Origin of the sequence: Streptomyces sp. NBC_00236 (genome assembly GCF_036195045.1) — a bacterium.
Taxonomy (GTDB): Bacteria; Actinomycetota; Actinomycetes; order Streptomycetales; family Streptomycetaceae; genus Streptomyces.
Map to the genome: position 1 here is coordinate 2,692,196 of NZ_CP108100.1, position 17,921 is coordinate 2,710,116.

17 protein-coding genes and 2 pseudogenes are annotated in these 17,921 nt (G+C 69.9%); 12 read left to right on the plus strand and 7 right to left on the minus strand.

The features are described 5' to 3' along the window. The first annotated feature begins 91 nt into the window (after positions 1-91). Positions 92-637: a GNAT family N-acetyltransferase gene (locus tag OG446_RS12035; protein WP_328894024.1), complete on the plus strand. Its 546-nt coding sequence runs from the start codon at positions 92-94 to the stop codon at positions 635-637. A 58-nt stretch (positions 638-695) separates the two neighbouring features. On the opposite strand, the gene OG446_RS12040 is transcribed toward OG446_RS12035, so the two are convergent. Further along, positions 696-1,451, minus strand: a complete 756-nt coding sequence (locus OG446_RS12040; protein WP_328894025.1) for a hypothetical protein — start codon at positions 1,449-1,451, stop codon at positions 696-698. Positions 1,452-1,587: 136 nt separating this feature from the next. On the opposite strand from OG446_RS12040, the gene hemC reads away from it, so the two are divergent. Further along, on the plus strand, positions 1,588-2,523 hold the full coding sequence (hemC, locus tag OG446_RS12045) for a hydroxymethylbilane synthase (RefSeq protein WP_326662130.1): 936 nt from the start codon (positions 1,588-1,590) through the stop codon (positions 2,521-2,523). 176 nt (positions 2,524-2,699) lie between these two features. Beyond that, positions 2,700-3,167 (plus strand): hypothetical protein, encoded by a 468-nt coding sequence (locus OG446_RS12050; protein ID WP_328894026.1) that lies wholly within the window; start codon positions 2,700-2,702, stop codon positions 3,165-3,167. Here the strand turns inward: OG446_RS12050 and OG446_RS12055 are convergent. Further along, positions 3,131-3,826, minus strand: a complete 696-nt coding sequence (locus tag OG446_RS12055) for a TetR/AcrR family transcriptional regulator (protein ID WP_328894027.1) — start codon at positions 3,824-3,826, stop codon at positions 3,131-3,133. The two genes, OG446_RS12050 and OG446_RS12055, sit on opposite strands and share 37 nt — an antisense overlap. A gap of 133 nt (positions 3,827-3,959) precedes the next feature. On the opposite strand from OG446_RS12055, the gene OG446_RS12060 reads away from it, so the two are divergent. From OG446_RS12060 to OG446_RS12075, 4 genes are read left to right on the plus strand one after another with little or no spacing between them, the layout of a single operon-like run. Beyond that, complete coding sequence (locus OG446_RS12060; RefSeq protein ID WP_328894028.1) at positions 3,960-5,309, plus strand: flavin-containing monooxygenase; 1,350 nt, start codon at positions 3,960-3,962, stop codon at positions 5,307-5,309. Then, positions 5,306-6,151, plus strand: a complete 846-nt coding sequence (locus OG446_RS12065) for an SDR family NAD(P)-dependent oxidoreductase (RefSeq protein ID WP_328894029.1) — start codon at positions 5,306-5,308, stop codon at positions 6,149-6,151. Before OG446_RS12060 ends, OG446_RS12065 begins: the two co-directional genes overlap by 4 nt. Further along, positions 6,148-7,500 carry an MFS transporter gene (locus tag OG446_RS12070; protein WP_328894030.1) on the plus strand — a complete coding sequence of 451 codons (1,353 nt, stop codon included), beginning with the start codon at positions 6,148-6,150 and terminating at the stop codon, positions 7,498-7,500. The genes OG446_RS12065 and OG446_RS12070 overlap by 4 nt, the downstream gene beginning before the upstream one ends. Beyond that, positions 7,497-8,201, plus strand: coding sequence for a TSUP family transporter (locus OG446_RS12075; protein WP_328894031.1), 705 nt, complete (start codon positions 7,497-7,499; stop codon positions 8,199-8,201). Before OG446_RS12070 ends, OG446_RS12075 begins: the two co-directional genes overlap by 4 nt. Positions 8,202-8,249: 48 nt before the next feature. On the opposite strand, the pseudogene OG446_RS12080 reads toward OG446_RS12075, so the two are convergent. After that, positions 8,250-8,684, minus strand: a pseudogene (locus OG446_RS12080) (DUF4291 domain-containing protein); the annotation flags it as partial. A 103-nt stretch (positions 8,685-8,787) separates the two neighbouring features. Here OG446_RS12080 and OG446_RS12085 point away from each other — a divergent pair. Further along, entirely contained in the window at positions 8,788-9,387 is a 600-nt protein-coding gene (locus OG446_RS12085; RefSeq protein WP_328894032.1) for a hypothetical protein, read from the plus strand. Positions 9,388-9,758: 371 nt separating this feature from the next. Here OG446_RS12085 and OG446_RS12090 read toward each other — a convergent pair whose 3' ends face one another. Together OG446_RS12090 and OG446_RS12095 are read right to left on the minus strand one after the other, a co-directional pair. Continuing rightward, positions 9,759-9,965 carry a DUF397 domain-containing protein gene (locus OG446_RS12090; protein WP_219568808.1) on the minus strand — a complete coding sequence of 69 codons (207 nt, stop codon included), beginning with the start codon at positions 9,963-9,965 and terminating at the stop codon, positions 9,759-9,761. A gap of 29 nt (positions 9,966-9,994) precedes the next feature. Continuing rightward, on the minus strand, positions 9,995-10,846 hold the full coding sequence (locus OG446_RS12095; protein WP_328894033.1) for a helix-turn-helix domain-containing protein: 852 nt from the start codon (positions 10,844-10,846) through the stop codon (positions 9,995-9,997). 782 nt (positions 10,847-11,628) lie between these two features. Between OG446_RS12095 and OG446_RS12100 the strand changes: the two genes are divergently transcribed. The 3 genes from OG446_RS12100 (at position 11,629) to OG446_RS12110 (ending at position 14,138) form a co-directional block, all read left to right on the plus strand. Further along, complete coding sequence (locus tag OG446_RS12100) at positions 11,629-11,955, plus strand: hypothetical protein (RefSeq protein WP_328894034.1); 327 nt, start codon at positions 11,629-11,631, stop codon at positions 11,953-11,955. A 151-nt stretch (positions 11,956-12,106) separates the two neighbouring features. Continuing rightward, the gene (locus OG446_RS12105; protein ID WP_328894035.1) at positions 12,107-12,973 is read left to right on the plus strand and encodes a radical SAM protein; all 867 of its coding nucleotides are present in this window, start codon (positions 12,107-12,109) and stop codon (positions 12,971-12,973) included. Positions 12,974-13,274: 301 nt separating this feature from the next. Next, complete coding sequence (locus OG446_RS12110) at positions 13,275-14,138, plus strand: protein-L-isoaspartate O-methyltransferase family protein (RefSeq protein WP_328894036.1); 864 nt, start codon at positions 13,275-13,277, stop codon at positions 14,136-14,138. Positions 14,139-14,306: 168 nt separating this feature from the next. Here OG446_RS12110 and OG446_RS12115 read toward each other — a convergent pair whose 3' ends face one another. Next, on the minus strand, positions 14,307-14,900 hold the full coding sequence (locus OG446_RS12115) for a DUF4291 domain-containing protein (RefSeq protein ID WP_328894037.1): 594 nt from the start codon (positions 14,898-14,900) through the stop codon (positions 14,307-14,309). 1,146 nt (positions 14,901-16,046) lie between these two features. After that, positions 16,047-16,766, minus strand: a pseudogene (locus OG446_RS12120) (carbohydrate binding domain-containing protein); the annotation flags it as partial. Positions 16,767-17,170: 404 nt separating this feature from the next. On the opposite strand from OG446_RS12120, the gene OG446_RS12125 reads away from it, so the two are divergent. After that, positions 17,171-17,881, plus strand: coding sequence for a VC0807 family protein (locus OG446_RS12125; RefSeq protein ID WP_328894038.1), 711 nt, complete (start codon positions 17,171-17,173; stop codon positions 17,879-17,881). The last annotated feature ends 40 nt before the right edge of the window (positions 17,882-17,921 follow it).

A 17,921-nucleotide genomic window follows, 5' to 3' on the forward strand; every position in this document is an offset into this window, starting at 1 on the left:
GTGGCCGGCTCACCGGGGGCGGCGGGCGGCTCCGTGCCCCGTACGACGGAATCCGATGGCGCGGGTCGGCTGTGGCGTCGAGAATCGCCGGATGCGTGAAGTGAGGCTGTCCGACGGGATCATCACCCTGTCCCCGCTCCACCCGGACGATGTGGAGGCACACCTCGCGGGAGAGGACGAACTGCTCGCTCGCTACCTCAACGGCGGTCCCGGCACGCGGGAGAACGTAGAAACGTACTTCCGGCACTGCCGGGAACAGTGGGCCACGGCCGGGCCGCTCCGGGCGTTCGGCATCCGGACGGACGCCGACGGGCCGGTCGACGGGGCAGCCGACGGGTCTCTCGCGGGGACGATCGACCTGCGGTTCGAAGGAGAGGGCCTGAGCCCCGGCCAGGTGAATGTGGCGTACGGCCTCTACCCGCCCTGGAGGGGGCGCGGTCTGGCGACGCGGGCGGTCGTCCTGGCGTCCCGGTACGCCGCGAGCGAGGGCGGCCAGGAGGCGGTGATCCAGGTGGAGCCGGGCAACTCCGCGTCTGCCGCGGTCGCGCGACGAGCAGGGTTCACCCCCGGCGAGCGCACGCTGAGCGGGGACAGAGCACGGCTGGACCGGTGGACCCTGCGCATCGGGCGCCCGTAGCCGCTGACAACCGCTCCGCCCGCCCCCCTCCCGTCACGGAGGCGGCCGGCGCGCCGGCTCAGCTCTGGAGGGTGGACATGAGGTCGCGCATGTCGCTGATCATGGCGGCCTTGTGGACGCCCAGATCCGGCAGCTTCACCGCGTCATCGGGTGCCTTCCCGTTGTCCTCCCAGTTCAAGGAGGACGAGAGGGCGAGCGAGAGCACGGCCCCGCCGTGCAGCACCCGCAGCTCCTGGTCCCCCTCGTCCAAGGAGAGCAGGTATGCCTTGTCGCCGAGGCCCGGCACGGCCTCGATATCCATCTCCGGATCCACCCCGAGCTCGGTCGCGGTCCGCCCGGCCTCGAATTCGACGCGCGGATCGGTCTTCTTGTGCAGGGCGATCTTGACCGTGATGGTGTATTCGGCGGACCACCCTTTCTCCGCCCGTTGCTGTTCGCTCCCGGTACGCAGGGGGATGTAGCACTGGGCCTGGTCGAGGGCCTCATGCCTAAGCGCCCCCGCCTCGAACTGATTCTCGGGCTCTCTCGGCGCGATCGCCGCCCCGAGCGACTTCAGCCCCACGGCCGCACAGGGATCCTGGCCCAACCGGTACCCGTGCAGGTCGGGCGCCGCGTCACGCGATCCGTCCGTGTACAGCACCGCCCCCCACACGGCCGACGCCACCACGGCCCCGCCGAGCGCCCACCACCACCGGGCCGGCGGACCGGGAGCTCGGGGCGGGCGGTCTCCCGCGGGCCGCGGGCCGGACTGAACCAGCACTTCGCGTGCGGCGGACGCCTCGAACTCCCCCGCCATCTCCGGCTCGGAAATCATCCCGCTCCCTCGGCCGCCCGTCACACCCGCTACGTCAGCACCATGATTCACTACCGCCCGTCCAGTCGGGGTCCGTTCCCGGCCACCCGACGGTTCCGGGCCGAAACGACGGACCTGACGGCCTATCATGGGCGCCATGTCGGCCCCAGACCTGATCCGCATCGTGTCCCGCGACTCACCCATGGCCCTCGCTCAGGTGGAGCGGGTGCGCGCCGAGCTGGCCGCGCTCCACCCCGGTACCCGCACCGAGGTCGTCCCGGTCAAGACGACGGGCGACAAGTGGATGGGCGACCTGAGCGCGGTCGAAGGCAAGGGCGCTTTCACCAAGGAGGTCGACCAGGCGCTGCTCGCCGGTGACGCCGACCTCGCGGTGCACTGCGTCAAGGACATCCCCGCCGACCGGCCCCTGCCCGCCGGAACCACCTTCGCGGCGTTCCTCAAGCGCGACGACATCCGGGACGCCCTGGTCCACCCGGCCGGAGTCCGCCTGGACCAGCTCCCGCCCGGCACCCGGATCGGCACCTCCTCCGTGCGGCGGTCCGCCCAACTGGCCGCGTCGCACCCGCACCTGGACTGCGTTCCGATGCGCGGCAACGCGAACCGTCGCATGGAGAAGCTCGCCGCCGGTGAGGCCGACGCGCTGCTCCTGGCGGTCTCCGGCCTGGAGCGCATCGCCCGTACCGACGTGATCACCGAGGTTCTGTCGCCGGAGGTGATGTGTCCACCGATCGGGGCCGGAGTACTGGCCCTTCAGTGCCGCGAGGGCGACGCCGAACTCATCGACCTGGTGAGCGCACTCGGCGACCCCGCCACCCACCGCGAGACCACCGCCGAGCGGATGTTCCTCCACGTTCTTCAGGGTCACTGCAACTCGCCGATCGCCGGTTACGCACAGGTGGAGGGCAACGGCGAACTCTCGCTCCGGGCCAAGGTCTTCACTCCCGACGGCAAGACGGTCCTGAACGCCCACGAGTGGGCCGGCCGTCTCGACCCCGCCACCCTCGGCACCTCCGTGGCCGTGGCCCTCCTGCGTCAGGGTGCGCGCGAACTGATCGACGGCATCGCTCACTGAGGGGGCGGGAGCCGACTCATCCTCTGCCGGGGGTCACCGGCCGGTTCGGCGTGCCGATGCGGGGCCGTTCGTCACGACATGGCGGCACACCCTTGTGGGAAGCTCACGTCCACCACACCCAAAGGCTGTTCGGGCTCCCCAAGTACCTTCTGTGGTAGGCGTGTTGGAATGCCATCATGGCCGCTTCCGCTGATGTAACCACGCGCCCGGGTCCGCACGAGATCGCGCAACGTCTCCGTTCCGAGATCGAGCGGATGAGAGACGAGGCGACGCGACAGAGGGAACTCGCCCACCGCCGGGCCGAGTTCTGGACCAGGGTGGACATCGTCCTCGGCTTCCCCGCAGCCCTGCTCGCGGGCACGGCAGGTGCGGCGGGACTGGCTTCGGCGGACGTGCGCGTTCCCGCCGCCCTGGCCGCTCTGGCCGCTGCCGGGTTCACGGCGGGAGCGGGCTTCCTGCGCAGCGACACCAGGCGCCGCGCCAACAAACGGGCCCGGCACGCATGGGCCTCGGTCGAGGCCAGGGCCATGGTGGCACTTGCCCGGGAGCACGTGTCCAACGAGGACCTCGGCGACCTGCTGGAACTCCGCCAGGCCGCACTGGCCGCCTACGACGGCGAGGAGGCCCAGCCCGGGCCGTCGTGATCCGCAGCCCTTGCGTCCGTGACTCCACGGTCCAACACGCTGGTCACGATGTCGTGCAGGTGCCTGCGGAACCGGTCGAACACGACCAGGTCGCGGGGGCCCAGCCGGCGCCCCGTCGGCTCGATGACCCCGGCCTGGGTGAACGAGTGCGCGCTCCACACGATCGTGAACACCAGCATCTCGATGTCGATGCCGGCTCCGAGGCCGACGCGGTCGAGCACCTCCCGTACCGAGGTGGCGACTTCGGTGATGAGTGGCCCCGCGAACTCCGCCTCGATCTCGGCCAGGTCACCTCCCTCCGACAGCCACCGGCGCATCCACAGCGCCGGGACCTCGGGATGGTTCAGGCAGAGGTTCAGATAGGCGTCGACGAAGCCGAGCAGCGCGGCCCGGGTCTCCGCCTCCGAGGGGCCGCACGCGTGCAGTTGCTTCAGGGCGGCGGTGACCACCTCGCGCTGGGCCAGGTGGGCCCGGCGCATCACTGCCCGGTAGAGCTCCGCCTTCCCGCCGACGTGATAGGCGACCGTCGCGATGTTGAGCCCTACGGCCTCCGCGATGGCGCGGGTGCTCGTGGCGTCGTAGCCGCGCTCGGCGAACAGCCGGGTAGCCGCTTCCAGGATGCGTTCACGACTGGGACCGTCGTCTGACCGGGCGCTCATACGCCTGAGCCTACCCGAGGCCGCCTACCGGAACCAATCAATCGCTGGAGGCGATATCCCCAGCTCAATGAGGGTTGTACATCTCTCCATCATTCGATTGAATGACGGCTCCTGCGAGGAAGGAGGACCGGTCATGGGCTCAATGGGAGTGGCAGTGGTCGGCGCTGGGGCGGCGGGACTGGCCGCGGCCAAGGCGCTGCTCGACGACGGCGTGGACGTCACCGTCCTGGAGAAGGGCGACCGTCCCGGCGGTCTGTGGGCCAAGGACAACGCCAGCGGGCTGTCACCGGCCTACGACAGTCTGCATCTCAACACCAGCAAGGGCCGTACCGAGTTCGCCGACTTCCCCATGCCCGCGGCGTGGCCGGACTACCCGTCGGCCGACCTGATCGCCGGCTACCTCGCCCGGTACGCCGCCACCTTCGGGGTCACCGGGCACATCCGGTTCGGCACCACCGTCACCGCCGTACGCCGCCCGGGCCCGGCCTGGGAGGTCGAGTCGCGGGCCGCGGGCGGAGCGGTGACGGAGGAGTACGACGCGGTGGTGGTCGCCAACGGCCACAACTGGGATCCGAAGTGGCCGTCCCCGGCCTACCCGGGGAACTTCGGCGGCCTGCAGATGCATGCCCACGACTACCGCAGCCCCGACGTGTTCGCCGGCAAGCGCGTGCTCGTCGTGGGCATGGGCAACTCCGCCATGGACATCGCCGTCGACGCGTCGTACGTCAGTGCCGGGCCGGTGCTGCTCTCGTCCCGTCACGGCACACACATCGTTCCCAAGTACCTCTTCGGCCGCCCCTCGGACCTGACCGGCAAGGCACTCGCGGTGCTGCCCTGGCGCGTCCGTCAGCGGATCGCGCAGTCCGCGCTGCGGCTGGCCGTCGGCGGGCCCGAGCGGTACGGGCTGCCGAAGCCGGCCGGCGGACTCTTCCAGAACCACCCGACCATCAGCGACACGATCCTGCACCGCCTCACCCATGGGGAGGTCGTCGCCCGCCCCGGGGTCGAGCGGCTCGACGGCGGCCGGGTGGTGTTCACCGACGGCAGCGCCGAGGACGTCGACGTGATCGTGTGGGCGACCGGTTACCGGGTCAGCATCCCGTTCCTGGACCGCACCTGGCTCGGCGACGACCCCGAGGCGATGCCGCTGTACCAGCGCGTCTTCCACCTCGGGGATCCGACGCTGGCATTCGTCGGTCTCATGCAGTCCACGGGTGCCGCCCTGCCGGTCGTGGAGGCGCAGGCCAGACTCCTCGCCGCCCACCTCGGCGGCCGTTACGCCCTGCCGTCACCGGCCGAGCAGCGCGAGGCGGTCCGCCGCGCCCACGCCGCGGCGGTCGAACGGTGGGGACAGAAACGGCCGATGATGCGCATCGACTTCGACCAGTACGTCGCCGCCCTGCCCCGGGAGATCCAGGCAGGTGTCCGCCGGGCGGGGCGCGGCGCCACCGTCCACACCCCTGCTGCAAAGGCACACGCATGAGCCTCCCCTTCCTCGACCGGCGTCACGATCCTCGCGGGAAGCGCTTCCTCATCACCGGCGCCTCCGGCACGATCGGGCGCGCTCTCGGCGACCGGCTGACCCGGGCCGGTGCCCATGTTGTCGGCCTCGACGTGCGGCCCTCGGGCGACGAACCGTTCGACGTGATCGGCTGCGACGTCACCGACGACGACAGCGTGCGTTCCGCCGTCGCGGACGCCCTCGCGGCCCTGGGCGGCCTCGACGTCCTGGTGAACAACGCCGGTGTCGGTGGCCCCGCGCCCGCGGAGTTCGCTCCCGGAGCCGAGGTGCGCCGCCAGCTGGAGATCAACCTGCTCGGCACCTGGCGGGTGACGGCCGCCTGCGTCGACGCCCTGGTCGCCACGCGCGGGCGGGTGGTGATGGTGACCTCCCGGATGTCGGTCATGCAGCTCCCGCTCGCCGCGGCGTACGGAGCGTCCAAGCGGGCCATGGTCGCGTACGCCGACGCGCTGCGCCTGGAACTCGGCACCCACGTCACGGTCAGCTGCGTGTATCCGTCCGCGGTGCGCAGCCCCATCCACGACTCGACGAAGGCGGCCGGGCTGTCGCTGGAGGGCATGAGCGTGTACGAGCCGCTCGAAGGCGTGGTCGACGCGATCGCGCTGGCGGCGCTGGCCAGGCGGCCGCGACGGGACGTGCCCACCACCCGCAAGGGTGCGGTGGAGTTCTTCCTGGCACGTCATCTGCCCGCGCTCACCGACCGGGTCGTGGCGCGCACCCTCGCCGCCCGGGTCAGTGCCGGTGCCTTCGACGGTGCCGCGCTCGCCGCCGGAGTGGTCGAGCGGAACCGGACCCGTCCGTGACCCCCCGGACGACCGCGACCGCGCGGGCGCGGGCGGGCCGCGGAGCCCTCTCGGCCTACGCCGCCGGCTCCGTGGGCATGGGCATCTGGGTCACCGTGCCCGGGCTGCTGCTGCTCTACTTCCTCACCGACGTCCTGGGTGTCCCCGCCTTCCTCGCAGGCCTGACCCTGCTGCTGCCCAAGGTCGTCGACATCGTCGTCCATCCGCTCCTCGGCTCGCGCTCGGACCGGGAGGCCCGCAGGTTCGGCCACCGCCGCCGGATGATGCGCACCGGTGTGCTGCTCGGTGGCGCCATGGTCGCGATGTTCTGCGTTCCGCCGGCGCTCACCGGCGGGCCCGCGGCGATCTGGGTGGGCTGCTGGTTCGTGGTGGGCAACCTGCTCTTCGCCGGCTTCCAGGTGCCGTACCTCACCACGGCCTCCGACCTGCTCGTCGACTACCACGAGCGCACGCGGGTCTTCATGTTCCGCGTGCTCTGCCTGACCGTGGGACTGCTGGGCGCCGGCGTCGCGGCGCCGGCCCTCACCTCGGCCGGGGGCCGGGGCGACTACACCCGCATGGCGCTCCTGCTCGCGACGGTCATGGTCGTCACGTCGCTGGTCGCGCTGGTCGGCGTGCGCAGGCTCACCGACGAATGCGGCGTCCGCGTCCCCGACGAGGCGGCCGGCCACTCCACCCTGTCCGACCTGCGGCTGGCCTGGCAGGACCGCAACTACCGCGCGCTGGTGCTGTCGTACCTGTTCACCGGCACGACCACCCACCTCTTCCTCGCCGCGCTGCCCTACTTCACCGAGTACGTCTTCGAGAGCACCGGGCTCACCTCGATCCTCATGGGCCTGTTCCTGGCGCCGGCGATCTTCGCCGGCCCGCTGTGGACGGCCTGGTCGCGGCGGTTCGGGAAACAGCGCGGGCTGCTGCTGTCCCAAGCCGTCTTCGCGACGGGCTCGCTGGCGCTGCTGCTCGGTGCCGTGCTCGACGGTGCGCCCGGCGTCGCCGTGACCGCCGTCGTCGTCATGGCCATGGGCATCGCGTTCGCCGGGCTGCAGTTGTTCGCGTTCTCGATGGTGCCCGACGTCGTCGCGGCGGCCGAGGCGGCGGGGTCGTCGAAGGCGGGCGCGTACACAGGGGTGTGGACCGCGACGGAGGCAACCGGCACCGCCGTCGGCCCGTACCTGTACTCGGCGGCCCTGGCGCTGGGCGGATTCGTCTCCAGCACCTCCGACGAGCACGTCACCCAGCCCGGCTCCGCGATGACCGCGCTGCTGGTCGGCTTCACCGTCGTACCGGCCGCGCTGATGGCCACCGCCCTGTGGTTCCAGCGGCGCTACACCCTGGACGGCGTCTCATGACCACGCTGGATCAGGTCGCCGTGGCGGCCGTCGCCCTGGGGGCCCTGGCCCAGGCCGCCACCGGAATGGGCTTCTCCCTGGTGGCCGCGCCGGCGCTGATCGCCGCGCTCGGGCAGCAGCGCGGCGTCTCGACCGTGCTGGTACTCGCGGTGCTCGCCTCGCTGCTGCCGTTGTCCCGCGACCGGCGGCACACCCGGCCCCGCGACGCCGGACGCCTGCTGGTGCCCACCTTGCTGAGCACGCCGGTGGCGGCCTGGCTGCTGCACACACTGGACACCCGATGGCTGGCCGTCGTGGCCGGGTGCGGGGTCCTCGCCGGGGTCGGACTGCTGGCGTCGGGGGTGCGTTCGTCGTTCCTCCGCCGGCCACAGGGCGCGTGGGCCGCCGGTATCGCCAGCGCCGCGCTCAACGTCATCGGCGGCGTCGGTGGACCACCCATCGGGCTGTACGCCGCCAACACCGACTGGAGCGCGCGCGAGACCCGCGCGACGCTGCACGCCTTCTTCCTGGTGCAGAACGTGGCCACCGCCGCCGTCCTGGGCATCGCGCTCCCCACCTGGCCCGCCGTGGCCGCACTCACCGCCGGCGCGGCAGCCGGCATGGCCCTCGCCCCCCGCCTGCGCCCGGCAGCCGCCCGCGCCGGCGTCCTCACCGTGTCCTGCGCGGGCGGCCTGGCCCTGCTCACCACCGCCCTCGCCTGACAACAGCGCTCCCCCACCGACAGCGCCGGGCACGGACGTCCGAGCCACTCACCCGGGAGCCGGATACGGCGTCTCCTCCGGCAGCAGCCGGCCCGCCTCGTCGTCCCGGCCCGCCCGCACCAGTTCGTGGATCTCCCGCGCGAGCGCGGTGACGTCGCGGATCGCCACCGTCCACTCGTCCGCGTACCGCCGCGACGCCTCCCCCGCGAGGCCCAGTTGGAGGGAGCGGTACGGGAGCCGGTTCAGGTGCAGGTCGCGCTCGGGGTCCCACTGGACACGGGCCGGGGCGTGGCGGAGGTCGCGCTTCCACGTGGCGAGGTCCGGGTGCACGCCCCGTTCGTAGTGCGAGAGTTCGGCGTTCGCCAGCGCCCAGTCGAAGCCCTCGCGGGTGATCTCGACGGCCAGGACCGTCTCCTGGCCCTCCTTGGCCGCCCAGCCACAGCGATACATCATCCACAGGAAGCTCGGCTTGATCCATGTCAAGCCGTGTTCATAGCCCTCAAGCCGCCCAATCAGGGCACTTCCTGACTGCGGATGCGCTCCAGGCTATGGTGCACCGTCCAGGGGCTTTCAGGGGGAATCAAGCATGAGGGAGCTGCGAGGCAGCTACAGGGTGTATTTCGGGCTGGCGTTGACGCTCTGCGGGGCCGCTCTGTTGTGTATGGCCTCGACCTGGCTGCCCGGTGAGTACACCGTGCCAAAGTGGCTCGAAACGGGCTTGTTCGTCTCATTTTTCCCGGTCTTCGCCGTTGCGTTCATCTGTGCCTTCACCAGCGGCGCCGCGACCCAGCTCCTGGGCCGGGGCAATACCGACCGCTTGATCAGATATGCCCTTCTGCTGCCACCAGCCCTCAAGCTCACCTACGCGCTCATCATCTGCCTGGCCGCGCTTGGCATCGCAACCGGCGCCGGAACGGCCGAGGACGCACAAGCGGACGCGTCAGGCTATTTCTACACCTACTGGGACAAAACTTCGGACCCTCAGCACAGTGCCAGGGTGGAGCTCACCAAGCCCGAGTACTACGAGGCCCTGAGGAGCCAACTCCGGGTCTTCTGCGCCGTCCCGGCTCTGCTCCATGCGTTCGCCAGCTTCCTCATCCTCAGCTCCGCGTCAGCGGCCGCCACCCGGCCCCGGACGGCTCCGGAGTGCTCGCACGGCTCTACGGAGCAGCCGCGGTGGCCCTGAATGCCGGAGAGAATCTCGCGAGTTCGGTGAATGCGCAGAATGGAGGGCGCCCCCCGGCAGGGTCGCTCGGTGCCCGACTGCGAACACACAAGGCCGAGAAGCGCGAGCGGGCGATACGCATCGCGGGCGTTGAGGCTGCTGGGCCCTGTTCTTCAACACCGGAGAGATCACGGGCACCTGCCGGGGCATCGCTCCGGGTAAGACCACCGCTACTCCGGGCCGGGAGCCCTATCCACCGAGTCCGGACGCCTGGCCTCACGAGAGACGCCCGGCGAGTGCCCGCCTGCCTGCTTTTGGCCGGCGGGCACGTCTACACGGTCGCCGTACGACGCACCCCGCCTCGCCTGCCGATACAGCCGCCGGGGCGATGGTCAGCGGCTGCCACGAGCCGCCTTCACGTCAGCGATGAATGCTGACCAGCTGTGACCGCTGAAGGAGACCACGGGTCCGGTGGCGTCCTTGCTGTCCCTCACTGGCACGATGCCGGAAACCCCGTCCGCCACCTCGACGCAGTCGCCGCCCTGGCCGCTGTAACTGCTCTTGCGCCACGTGGTGGCTTCAAGCTTGGGGGTGCTCATCCCTCACTACCTTTCCTGGTTCCATGCTGCTACAGCTCCTGTCGCACTTTGGCGATCAAGTCGAGGCTGTCTCTGGGGCTCAATGCGATGGAGCGCAACGAGTCGAAGATGAGCGTATATTCGCCCGTCTCCTCCGGCGTCTCCATGTAGAGCGTCCCGGTCCGGTGCTCGACGCAGACAACCTCAGAGAAGGACGGGTTGGGGAAGCCGAAGAGGACGAACGATCCGGCCAGTCCAGCATGGGCGCCCGCGCTGTCGGGGATGACCTGGACTTCAACGCTCGGGCGTTCCGCCACCGTCAACAGGTGCTCAAGCTGCTTCCGCATCACCTGAGCTCCCCCCACCTGAAGCCGGAGCGCAGACTCTCCCTCGATGACGCACATCCGGGGCGGCTCGGGGCGTTGCAGTACCTCTTGACGCTTGATCCGGGCCGTTACGAGCGCTTCAACCTCGTCTTGCTCAAGCGTGGAGGGGGACGTGGAGAGAACAGCTTTGGCGTAGTCGGGTGTCTGCAACAGACCCGCGATCAAGCTGTTCTGGAAAGAGCGGATGTAGTCAGCCGTTCGCTCATAGTCGATGAAGTCTGCGTACGAGGGTCGTGCCAGTCCTGCGCGCTGCACCCAACCCGGTTCACGGCTTCGTTGAGCGAGGGCAACGGCTTCCTCGACCTGCGTCGCGTCTTCCACTCCGTAGAACGTCAGCAAGTCCCGTAGCTCTCCCAGAGAGACGCCGAGACGTGCGTTCTCGATGCGATTGATCTTCGTTCGGTGGCAACCGATGCGTTCGGCTGCCATCTCCGGGGTCTTGCCCGCTCGCTCTCGAAGGTCAACCAGCAGTGCAGCAAGGCGGCGACGACGGACTGTCGGACGTGATGCGGCCATGACTACCCCTCAGTTGGGTCTACATCGGCGATTGTAGCGAGAGTAAAAGATCATGGAACAAGTTCCAAAGAGTCACTTGCGCAATGCGCGAGCGCAGAGCACTCTAGTCCCAGAGTTACTGAGCGTCCCGAGATGCGGCGCTGAGTAACTACTCGCGATGTGAAGAAACCCCCGCGACCGCTGAAACGGTCCGGGGGCATGGCCAACGCTTTGAAGGAGCGTCGACATGCACAACCTTATCGCCCGGTTATTCGAACCGGTCTTCCTGCTCCTGGGATTACGCCGACGGGATCGGTCGGCATCACAGACGCCGCCCCTGCCGGCATTCCCGCCCGCCATGGCCGCCCCCCGGCGCCTCTTGCTGTGCCGAGCCGCTATGCCGGTCGGCATGACTCCCCGACCGCCCAATGGGCCCTACTCCCAAGCTGCCTACAACCGCTGGGAGCGTGCAGAGAACAGGATGCGGCGAGAACGGCGACGGGCCCTGTGGCTGGCTACCTGCGGCATCGACGTGGGCCCTCGCGTCATCCACGGGGTGATGGTGCGGTGATGAACCCTGAGGAGTGGGAAGGGCCGGATCTTCCGGTGCACCGATCGCCGCTCACCTACCCGGCTTGCGAGTGTGGCGCGAACGGGTGCCCTGATCAGCCCAACCCTCCTGGCCCGGAAGGGACACACGAGGAACACCCTCGTGCAGGGGCTGACAGTCCGGTGCTTCAGGACCTTCGGGCCCGCGTCCGCGTCCGCGACGAGAACGACCGGCGGCGCTTCGGGAGGTCGGGGTGAACGGCCGAGAAACCGACGCGACCGCCGTGCTGACTGCGCAGCCGGATCGCAACCACGCGTCTGAAGTGGCACGCCCCTCCCAAATCTTCACCTGTTGGCGGCAGTTGAAGGCTGGGCAGGTTGTCTTCGACCGGATCAAGGAACTGCCTTGCATGGTGATCCGGGCCCTCGGCGCCCACGCCATCGTCGTGAGGCCGGGCGGCCAGCCCTGGGAAGCGCAACTGCGGCGGCTCTCACCGGGCACCGAGTACCACTGCCGACAGCTCGATGCCCTGGCCCGGCATGGCGCCTACCAGCGGCGCGGCGAGAAGCGCCCGCACTGAATCAGGCGCCCGGCCGCCAAGTTCAACCCGTGACCCTGCCCGCCCCCGTAGACGCTACGGCGGGCAGGGCCACCACCAAGAACTTCCCGCTTGGCTTCGCCACGCAGGTCGGTGAATGCAGTGCACCACTCACCAGAGAGAGGAATGCAGCATGACCACATTCGTCGAACGACCCACCCGCGAGGTGGCTGGCGACCTCCAGTCACTTGAACTGGAGATCACAGGGAAGTGCCAACTGACCTGCACCCACTGCCTGTCGGAGTCCAGTCCACAGGCAGGCCACGGGGTCATGTCCCTTGACGACTGGCGCACGGTCATCTTCGATGCCGCCGCGTTGGGTATCCACACGATTCAGCTCATCGGCGGCGAGCCGACGGTTCACCCGCACTGGCGGGCTCTCACCGAATACGCGCTGTCCCTCGGGCGGCATGTGGAGGTGTACAGCAACCTGTACGCGGTCCACGAGCAGTGGTGGGAGCTGTTCACGCATCCGGCGGTGACGCTGGGGACCAGCTACTACAGCGACGAAGCAGCCGAGCACGACAAGATCACTGGGCGGAACGGGAGTTACGTCCGAACGCGACGCAACATCCGTGAGGCGGTGGAGCGGGGCGCCACGGTCCGGGCTGGGATCGTGGAAGTCCTTCCGGGGCAACGTGTCGCCGAAGCTCGTGCCGAGCTGCGATCCATGGGCGTGACCCGGATCAACGTGGACAGGGCGCGGGCAGTCGGCCGGGCGCTGTTGCCGGGGCAGTCGCCGACGCTGGATGAGATGTGCGGGAGGTGCACACGCGGGCGTGCCGCCGTCCTTCCGAACGGGGACCTTGCCGGGTGCGTGCTGGCACGGGACTTCCCTGCCGGGAATGTGCGGGAGAACCGGTTGGCGGAACTGCTCGGTGGAGAGGCTTGGGCTGACCTCGCGGCACGGATTCCGCTGCCCGCCCGGAACGCCTGCTCACCGGACGACAGCGGCGATTGCGACCCTGCGAGCACTACCGCCTGTGGGCCCAAGTACTGAGAGGCTGGGCATCATGGATTGGCACGGACCTGCGGCAAGGCTCGCGGACCAGGTGACGGACCCCGATTCCCGGTGGCTGTCGATGGTGGCGAGCGTGCCCCGTCATCAACTGGTCCCTCGATGGTGGGAGAGGGACGCCGACGGCTCGGGGTGGGTGCTGCGCGACGGTTCCAGTGATCCGGGGAGATGGATGCAAGCGGCGTACTCGGACCGGTCGCTGATCACGAGGGTTGGCGCCCTGCACGCCGACCATGCCCGCATCGGGGATCGGGCGCACGGTCGGCCCACGTCATCGGCAACGATGCCAAGCCTCGTGGTGCGCATGCTCCGGCATGGACGCCTAGGAGAAGGGCTGTCGGTCCTCGACCTGGGCACCGGGAGCGGCGGACTCACCGCCTACGCGGCCCGCCGCATCGGGGACCAGCACGTGACCAGCCTGGATGTGGACTCGCACCTGACCCGTGCGGCCGGTAAACGCCTGGCCCAACTCGGCATCCACCCCCACTTCGTCACCGCCGACGCTACGGAGCGCGTGCCGGGTACGTACGACCGGATCGTGTCCACGGTCGGCCTGCCCGCCGGTACGGGGCTGAGGCCGCTGCTCGGAGCGCTGGCACCTGGAGGACGCATTGCCACGACCCTCGGGCGAACCTGCCTGATCGTCACCGGCTGGAAGCACGCCAACGGCGATGTCGTCGGACGAGTGGAACACGACATGGCCGGATTCATGGCCACGCGCTCGGGGGACGACTACCCGCCCGAACTCACCGAACTCTTCACCACCGCGCGGACCACGGATGGGGAAGACGTCAGCACGGGGCGCTATCCCGTGGTGGACGTAGCGAACTCCTGGGAACTGCGGTCCATGCTGGAACTCACCGTGCCCGGCATGGAATTTGCCTACGAAGAACTCAACGACGGGACGCGGACGGCCTGCCTCGTCCATCCCGACGGGTCGTGGGCCCGCGCATCCGCTGTGTGGACCGACCCGCCAGAAGTGCACCAGAGCGGGCCGCGAAAGCTGTGGACCACTGTGGAACGCGTCCGCAACCGCCTCAACACTGAGGGATCGCTGCCCCTGCTCGGCGCGCGGGTTCGCATCGGGCCGGATGGCGTGTGCCACTTCTCCCGTGGCGGATGGAGAGCGTCTCTCGGAGACGGGTAGCTCTCAACAATTCTTTGGGCGCTGGCCTGTTCCCCCGGTGCCTGTGTGCTGCCTGCTTGGCCGACGGGTACCGTCCTGCCACCCACGACGGCAGTTCGTGGTGGCTCAGACCGGCATCCAGGGGTGTGAGCCCACCGTGCACCCAAAGCGGCACGCCGCTCTCCTGCCTCAGCAGCCCGGCACGTACCCGGGGGCCGGGTACGGCGTCTCCTCCGGCAGCAGCCGGCCCGCCTCGTCGTCCCGGCCCGCCCGCACCAGCCCATGGACCTCCCGGGCGAGCGCGGTGACGTCACGGATCGCCACCGTCCACTCGTCCGCGTACCGCCGCGACGCCTCCCCCGCGAGGCCCAGTTGAAGGGAGCGGTACGGGAGCCGGTTCAGGTGCAGGTCGCGCTCGGGGTCCCACTGGACGCGGGCCGGGGCCTGGCGGAGGTCGCGCTTCCACGTGGCGAGGTCCGGGTGCACGCCCCGTTCGTAGTGCGAGAGTTCGGCGTTGGCCAGCGCCCAGTCGAAGCCCTCACGGGTGATCTCGACGGCCAGGACCGTCTCCTGGCCCTCCTTGGCCGCCCAGCCGCAGCGGTACATCATCCACAGGAAGCTCGGCTTGATCCATGTCATGCGGTCCCGCTTCCAGGCGGGCGGGAAGCGTCCGTCGCGGGCGGCGGGGAGGCCGAGGGCCGGGGCGTACGCCTGGTAGACGGTGATGGTCGTGTCGGTGTGGAGCGCTCGGATTCCGTGCTGCGGTGGCTGTGGTGCGGTCATGACGTCATCCCAGCACTGCGACTTCCCGGTCGGCGAGCGAGTTTCGCGCCGGCGCGCCTGTGGCGATGCGTCAGGGAACTGCTGAGCCGGGTTGCGGAGAGCGCCTCCCCGCCGGAACGGCAGAGCGTGTTCGAGCTCTGCCGTTCCTGGTCAGGAGGCACGCGCGCGCCCCTTCAAGGGCCAGGGGCGGCAAGGACCCTAGTGTCCTACGCGGGCGAAGGGCACCCGGAAGACGTCCCAGTCGTCCTTCTCGTGGGAGGTGGAGCTGTCCGGGCCGTACGGCTCCGTCGCCGTGTCCAGCACGGTCGGGTCCTGGGGCAGGGAACCGATGGCCGACTGGCCGAAGGTGGAGACGAGCATGAGGCCGAGGCCCCTGCTCTCCAGGGTGGAACGGTCGATGCCCAGCGTCGTGAGCGGGATGTTCATCTCGTAGGTGGTGTCCTGGGCCTGGCTGTGCCCGGCGGCGAGCAGGTCCTCGTACCGTTCCGCGTCGGCCAGGTCGGCGGGCACGTATCCGGCGTTGCCGGTGGCCTTGATTCCGGTGACCACGCCGGAGGTCAGGCCGTCGGCGTACTTGTACGTGATGCCTGCGGGTCCGAACTTCTGGACGTTGGCCGGTTCGTAGTCGAAGGTGCCGGCCTCGTTCAGGCTGAAGAGGGCGGGCTGGCCCACTCCGGGCTTGCTGGAGAAGTTGGCGATGTGGTCGACCTCCCCGCGGGCGAACGAGGTGCGCAGATTCCAGGGGCCTGCCGGGCCTGCCCCGAGCAGACCTTCGCCGCCCCGGCCGGGGTCCACGTCCAGCGCGATGGACTGGGGGATGTCGCCCTGGTACGGCTTGCCGTTGTCACTGGTGGGGTAGCCCTGCGCGGGGTCGGTGACGTCCGTGACGTTGGTGAACTGCCACATGAGGTACAGGTTGGCGTCGTCCCAGGCCGCGGAGAGGGAGTACAGGTCGTAGACCGGCCCCTCGTGACTGCCGCGGAAGATACGCGGGTCGTCGTTGGCGACACCCTGGGCGACGATCATGTCCTTGGTCCACTCGGTGGCCTTGCCGTCTACCGTCACGGCCGCCGTCTGTCCGACGTGCCCACCGGGATTGGTCGCGTAGTTCGGTCCCCCGGGGTCGGGGCCCGGGTCCGGAGGTGTGGTCGGATCAGGGGTGGTCGTCGGGTCCGGGGTGGGGGTGGTGGCGCAAGGGTCGGTGGTGCCGATCTGCCCGTTCTTGACCGTCACGGTGCCGGTACCCAGGGCGTAGTTGCGGCCGCTGTTGTTGTCCCAGGTGCCCGAGCCGTTGTTGAACGTCGCCTGAAGACCGGTGGCGCCGCCCAGCTCGACGGTCTTCTTGTACCAGCCCTTGCACGCCTCCGCCATGCCGACACCGGGTGCGGTCGTCCAGGCCCCGCCTGTCGGGGCGTAGTGCAGGTTCACCGTCGGCCAGCCCGCATCCGCTGCGTAGTAGACCGTGGCCGTCGCGAGGGGGTCGGTGGTGCAGGGGTCGCTGGTCCCCACCACGCCGTCCTTGACCGTGACCGTGCCGGTACCCAGGGCGTAGTTGCGGCCGCCGTTGTTGTCCCAGGTACCCGAGCCGTTGTTGAACGTCGCCTGCAGGCCGGCGGCGCTACCCAGGTCGACGGTGGCCTTCACCCAGTCCGTGCAGGCCGGCTCCATCGTCACACCGGGCAGAGCGGTCCAGGCGCCACCGTAGGGCTGGTAGTGCAGGTCGTACGTCGTCCAGCTGCGGTTCTTGGTGGAGTAGTACACCGTCGCGGAGTTCCCGGCAGCGGCGGACGCGGTGTAGGCGGCGGATGCCGCGGCAAGGAGCGCCATCACCGCTGTCGCCGCTGCCGCGGCGAGGGGTCGTCTCATGCGCCGGTGTGAGGGGGGTGTCACGAGGATCCTCCTGGGGGGTGCCGCGGCCCTGACCGCGGTAGCCGGCTGAGCAGGCGCCAGTTCGGCGCCTGCGGGATGGAGCTCCCGTTCCGGGTCGCCCGGACATCACCTCCTGAATAATCTTGCTGAAAGTTTCAGCAAGGCGATGCGAATGTAGGGCCGCTCTGACTGGAGGTCAATACAGCGCGCAAGAAAAGGAGTTGGGCGCGACGCCGCCGCTGCACGGTGATTCCGTGGCGCTTGGGTCATCCATCGACGCTGACATTCGTCATACGGAGGTCGGTACACCCGGCTCTGCCGGTGACCGGGGTCCGGCGGCCAGTCTTTACGTATCGAGAGCGGGAGCCGCGAGGGCCTCGCCGATACGGGAGGAACCCGTCATGAGCAGCCCGGTCGCCACCGTCACCGCACCTGTTGCCGACGCTCCGGCCGGTGCCGTTCCGTTCTCGCCGCGCAAGGCCCTGCTGGACAGCCTGATGCCGTTGCTCGTGGATGTGGCGGTGCCGCTCGCCTCGTACTACGTGCTGAAGGCCGCGGGGATGGGCACGTTCGGCGCGCTGGCCTGGAGCAGTGTGGTGCCGGGGGCGCGGACCGTGTGGGGTGTGGTGCGCGACCGGCGGCTCAACGGGCTCGCGGCGCTGATGCTGACGGTCAACGTGGTGAGCCTGGCGCTGAGTCTGGTGGCCGGTGACCCGCGGCTGATGCTGCTGAAGGACAGCGGCGTCAGCAGCACCATCGGCCTGGTGTTCCTGGTGTCCGCACTGCGCGGGCGACCGATGCTCTCGGCGGGACTGCGGCCGTGGCTGACGCGGGGCGAGGCGGCCAAGTCCGCTGCGTACCAGCGACTTTCGACGGGGTCGGACGCGTTCCGGCGGGCGGAGACGCGGTTCTCGGCGGTGTGGGGTGTTGCGCTGCTCGCCGAGTGCGTGGTGCGGGGCGTGGGTGCGTACACCGTGCCGGTCGGGACGATGGTGTGGGCCGGGACCGTGGTCATGGTGGCCGCGATGGTGCTGGCGTTCGTCGTCTCGGGGCGGGTCGCTGTCGTACCGATGGAGCGGATGATCGAGGAGGCGGCCGGGACCGGCCGCTGACCTCCCACGAACCACTGCAGGGCCGCCCCGGGGGAGCGGC

Coding starts and splice junctions, on each gene's coding strand:
- OG446_RS12090 (WP_219568808.1), bottom strand. CDS start 9,965: ATGAGCACCCCCAAGCTTGAAGCCACCACGTGGCGCAAGAGCAGTTAC.
- OG446_RS12075 (WP_328894031.1), top strand. CDS start 7,497: ATGACCACGCTGGATCAGGTCGCCGTGGCGGCCGTCGCCCTGGGGGCC.
- OG446_RS12085 (WP_328894032.1), top strand. CDS start 8,788: ATGAGGGAGCTGCGAGGCAGCTACAGGGTGTATTTCGGGCTGGCGTTG.
- OG446_RS12055 (WP_328894027.1), bottom strand. CDS start 3,826: ATGAGCGCCCGGTCAGACGACGGTCCCAGTCGTGAACGCATCCTGGAA.
- OG446_RS12050 (WP_328894026.1), top strand. CDS start 2,700: ATGGCCGCTTCCGCTGATGTAACCACGCGCCCGGGTCCGCACGAGATC.
- OG446_RS12060 (WP_328894028.1), top strand. CDS start 3,960: ATGGGCTCAATGGGAGTGGCAGTGGTCGGCGCTGGGGCGGCGGGACTG.
- OG446_RS12035 (WP_328894024.1), top strand. CDS start 92: ATGCGTGAAGTGAGGCTGTCCGACGGGATCATCACCCTGTCCCCGCTC.
- OG446_RS12110 (WP_328894036.1), top strand. CDS start 13,275: ATGCCAAGCCTCGTGGTGCGCATGCTCCGGCATGGACGCCTAGGAGAA.
- OG446_RS12125 (WP_328894038.1), top strand. CDS start 17,171: ATGAGCAGCCCGGTCGCCACCGTCACCGCACCTGTTGCCGACGCTCCG.
- OG446_RS12115 (WP_328894037.1), bottom strand. CDS start 14,900: ATGACCGCACCACAGCCACCGCAGCACGGAATCCGAGCGCTCCACACC.
- hemC (WP_326662130.1), top strand. CDS start 1,588: ATGTCGGCCCCAGACCTGATCCGCATCGTGTCCCGCGACTCACCCATG.
- OG446_RS12065 (WP_328894029.1), top strand. CDS start 5,306: ATGAGCCTCCCCTTCCTCGACCGGCGTCACGATCCTCGCGGGAAGCGC.
- OG446_RS12105 (WP_328894035.1), top strand. CDS start 12,107: ATGACCACATTCGTCGAACGACCCACCCGCGAGGTGGCTGGCGACCTC.
- OG446_RS12095 (WP_328894033.1), bottom strand. CDS start 10,846: ATGGCCGCATCACGTCCGACAGTCCGTCGTCGCCGCCTTGCTGCACTG.
- OG446_RS12040 (WP_328894025.1), bottom strand. CDS start 1,451: ATGATTTCCGAGCCGGAGATGGCGGGGGAGTTCGAGGCGTCCGCCGCA.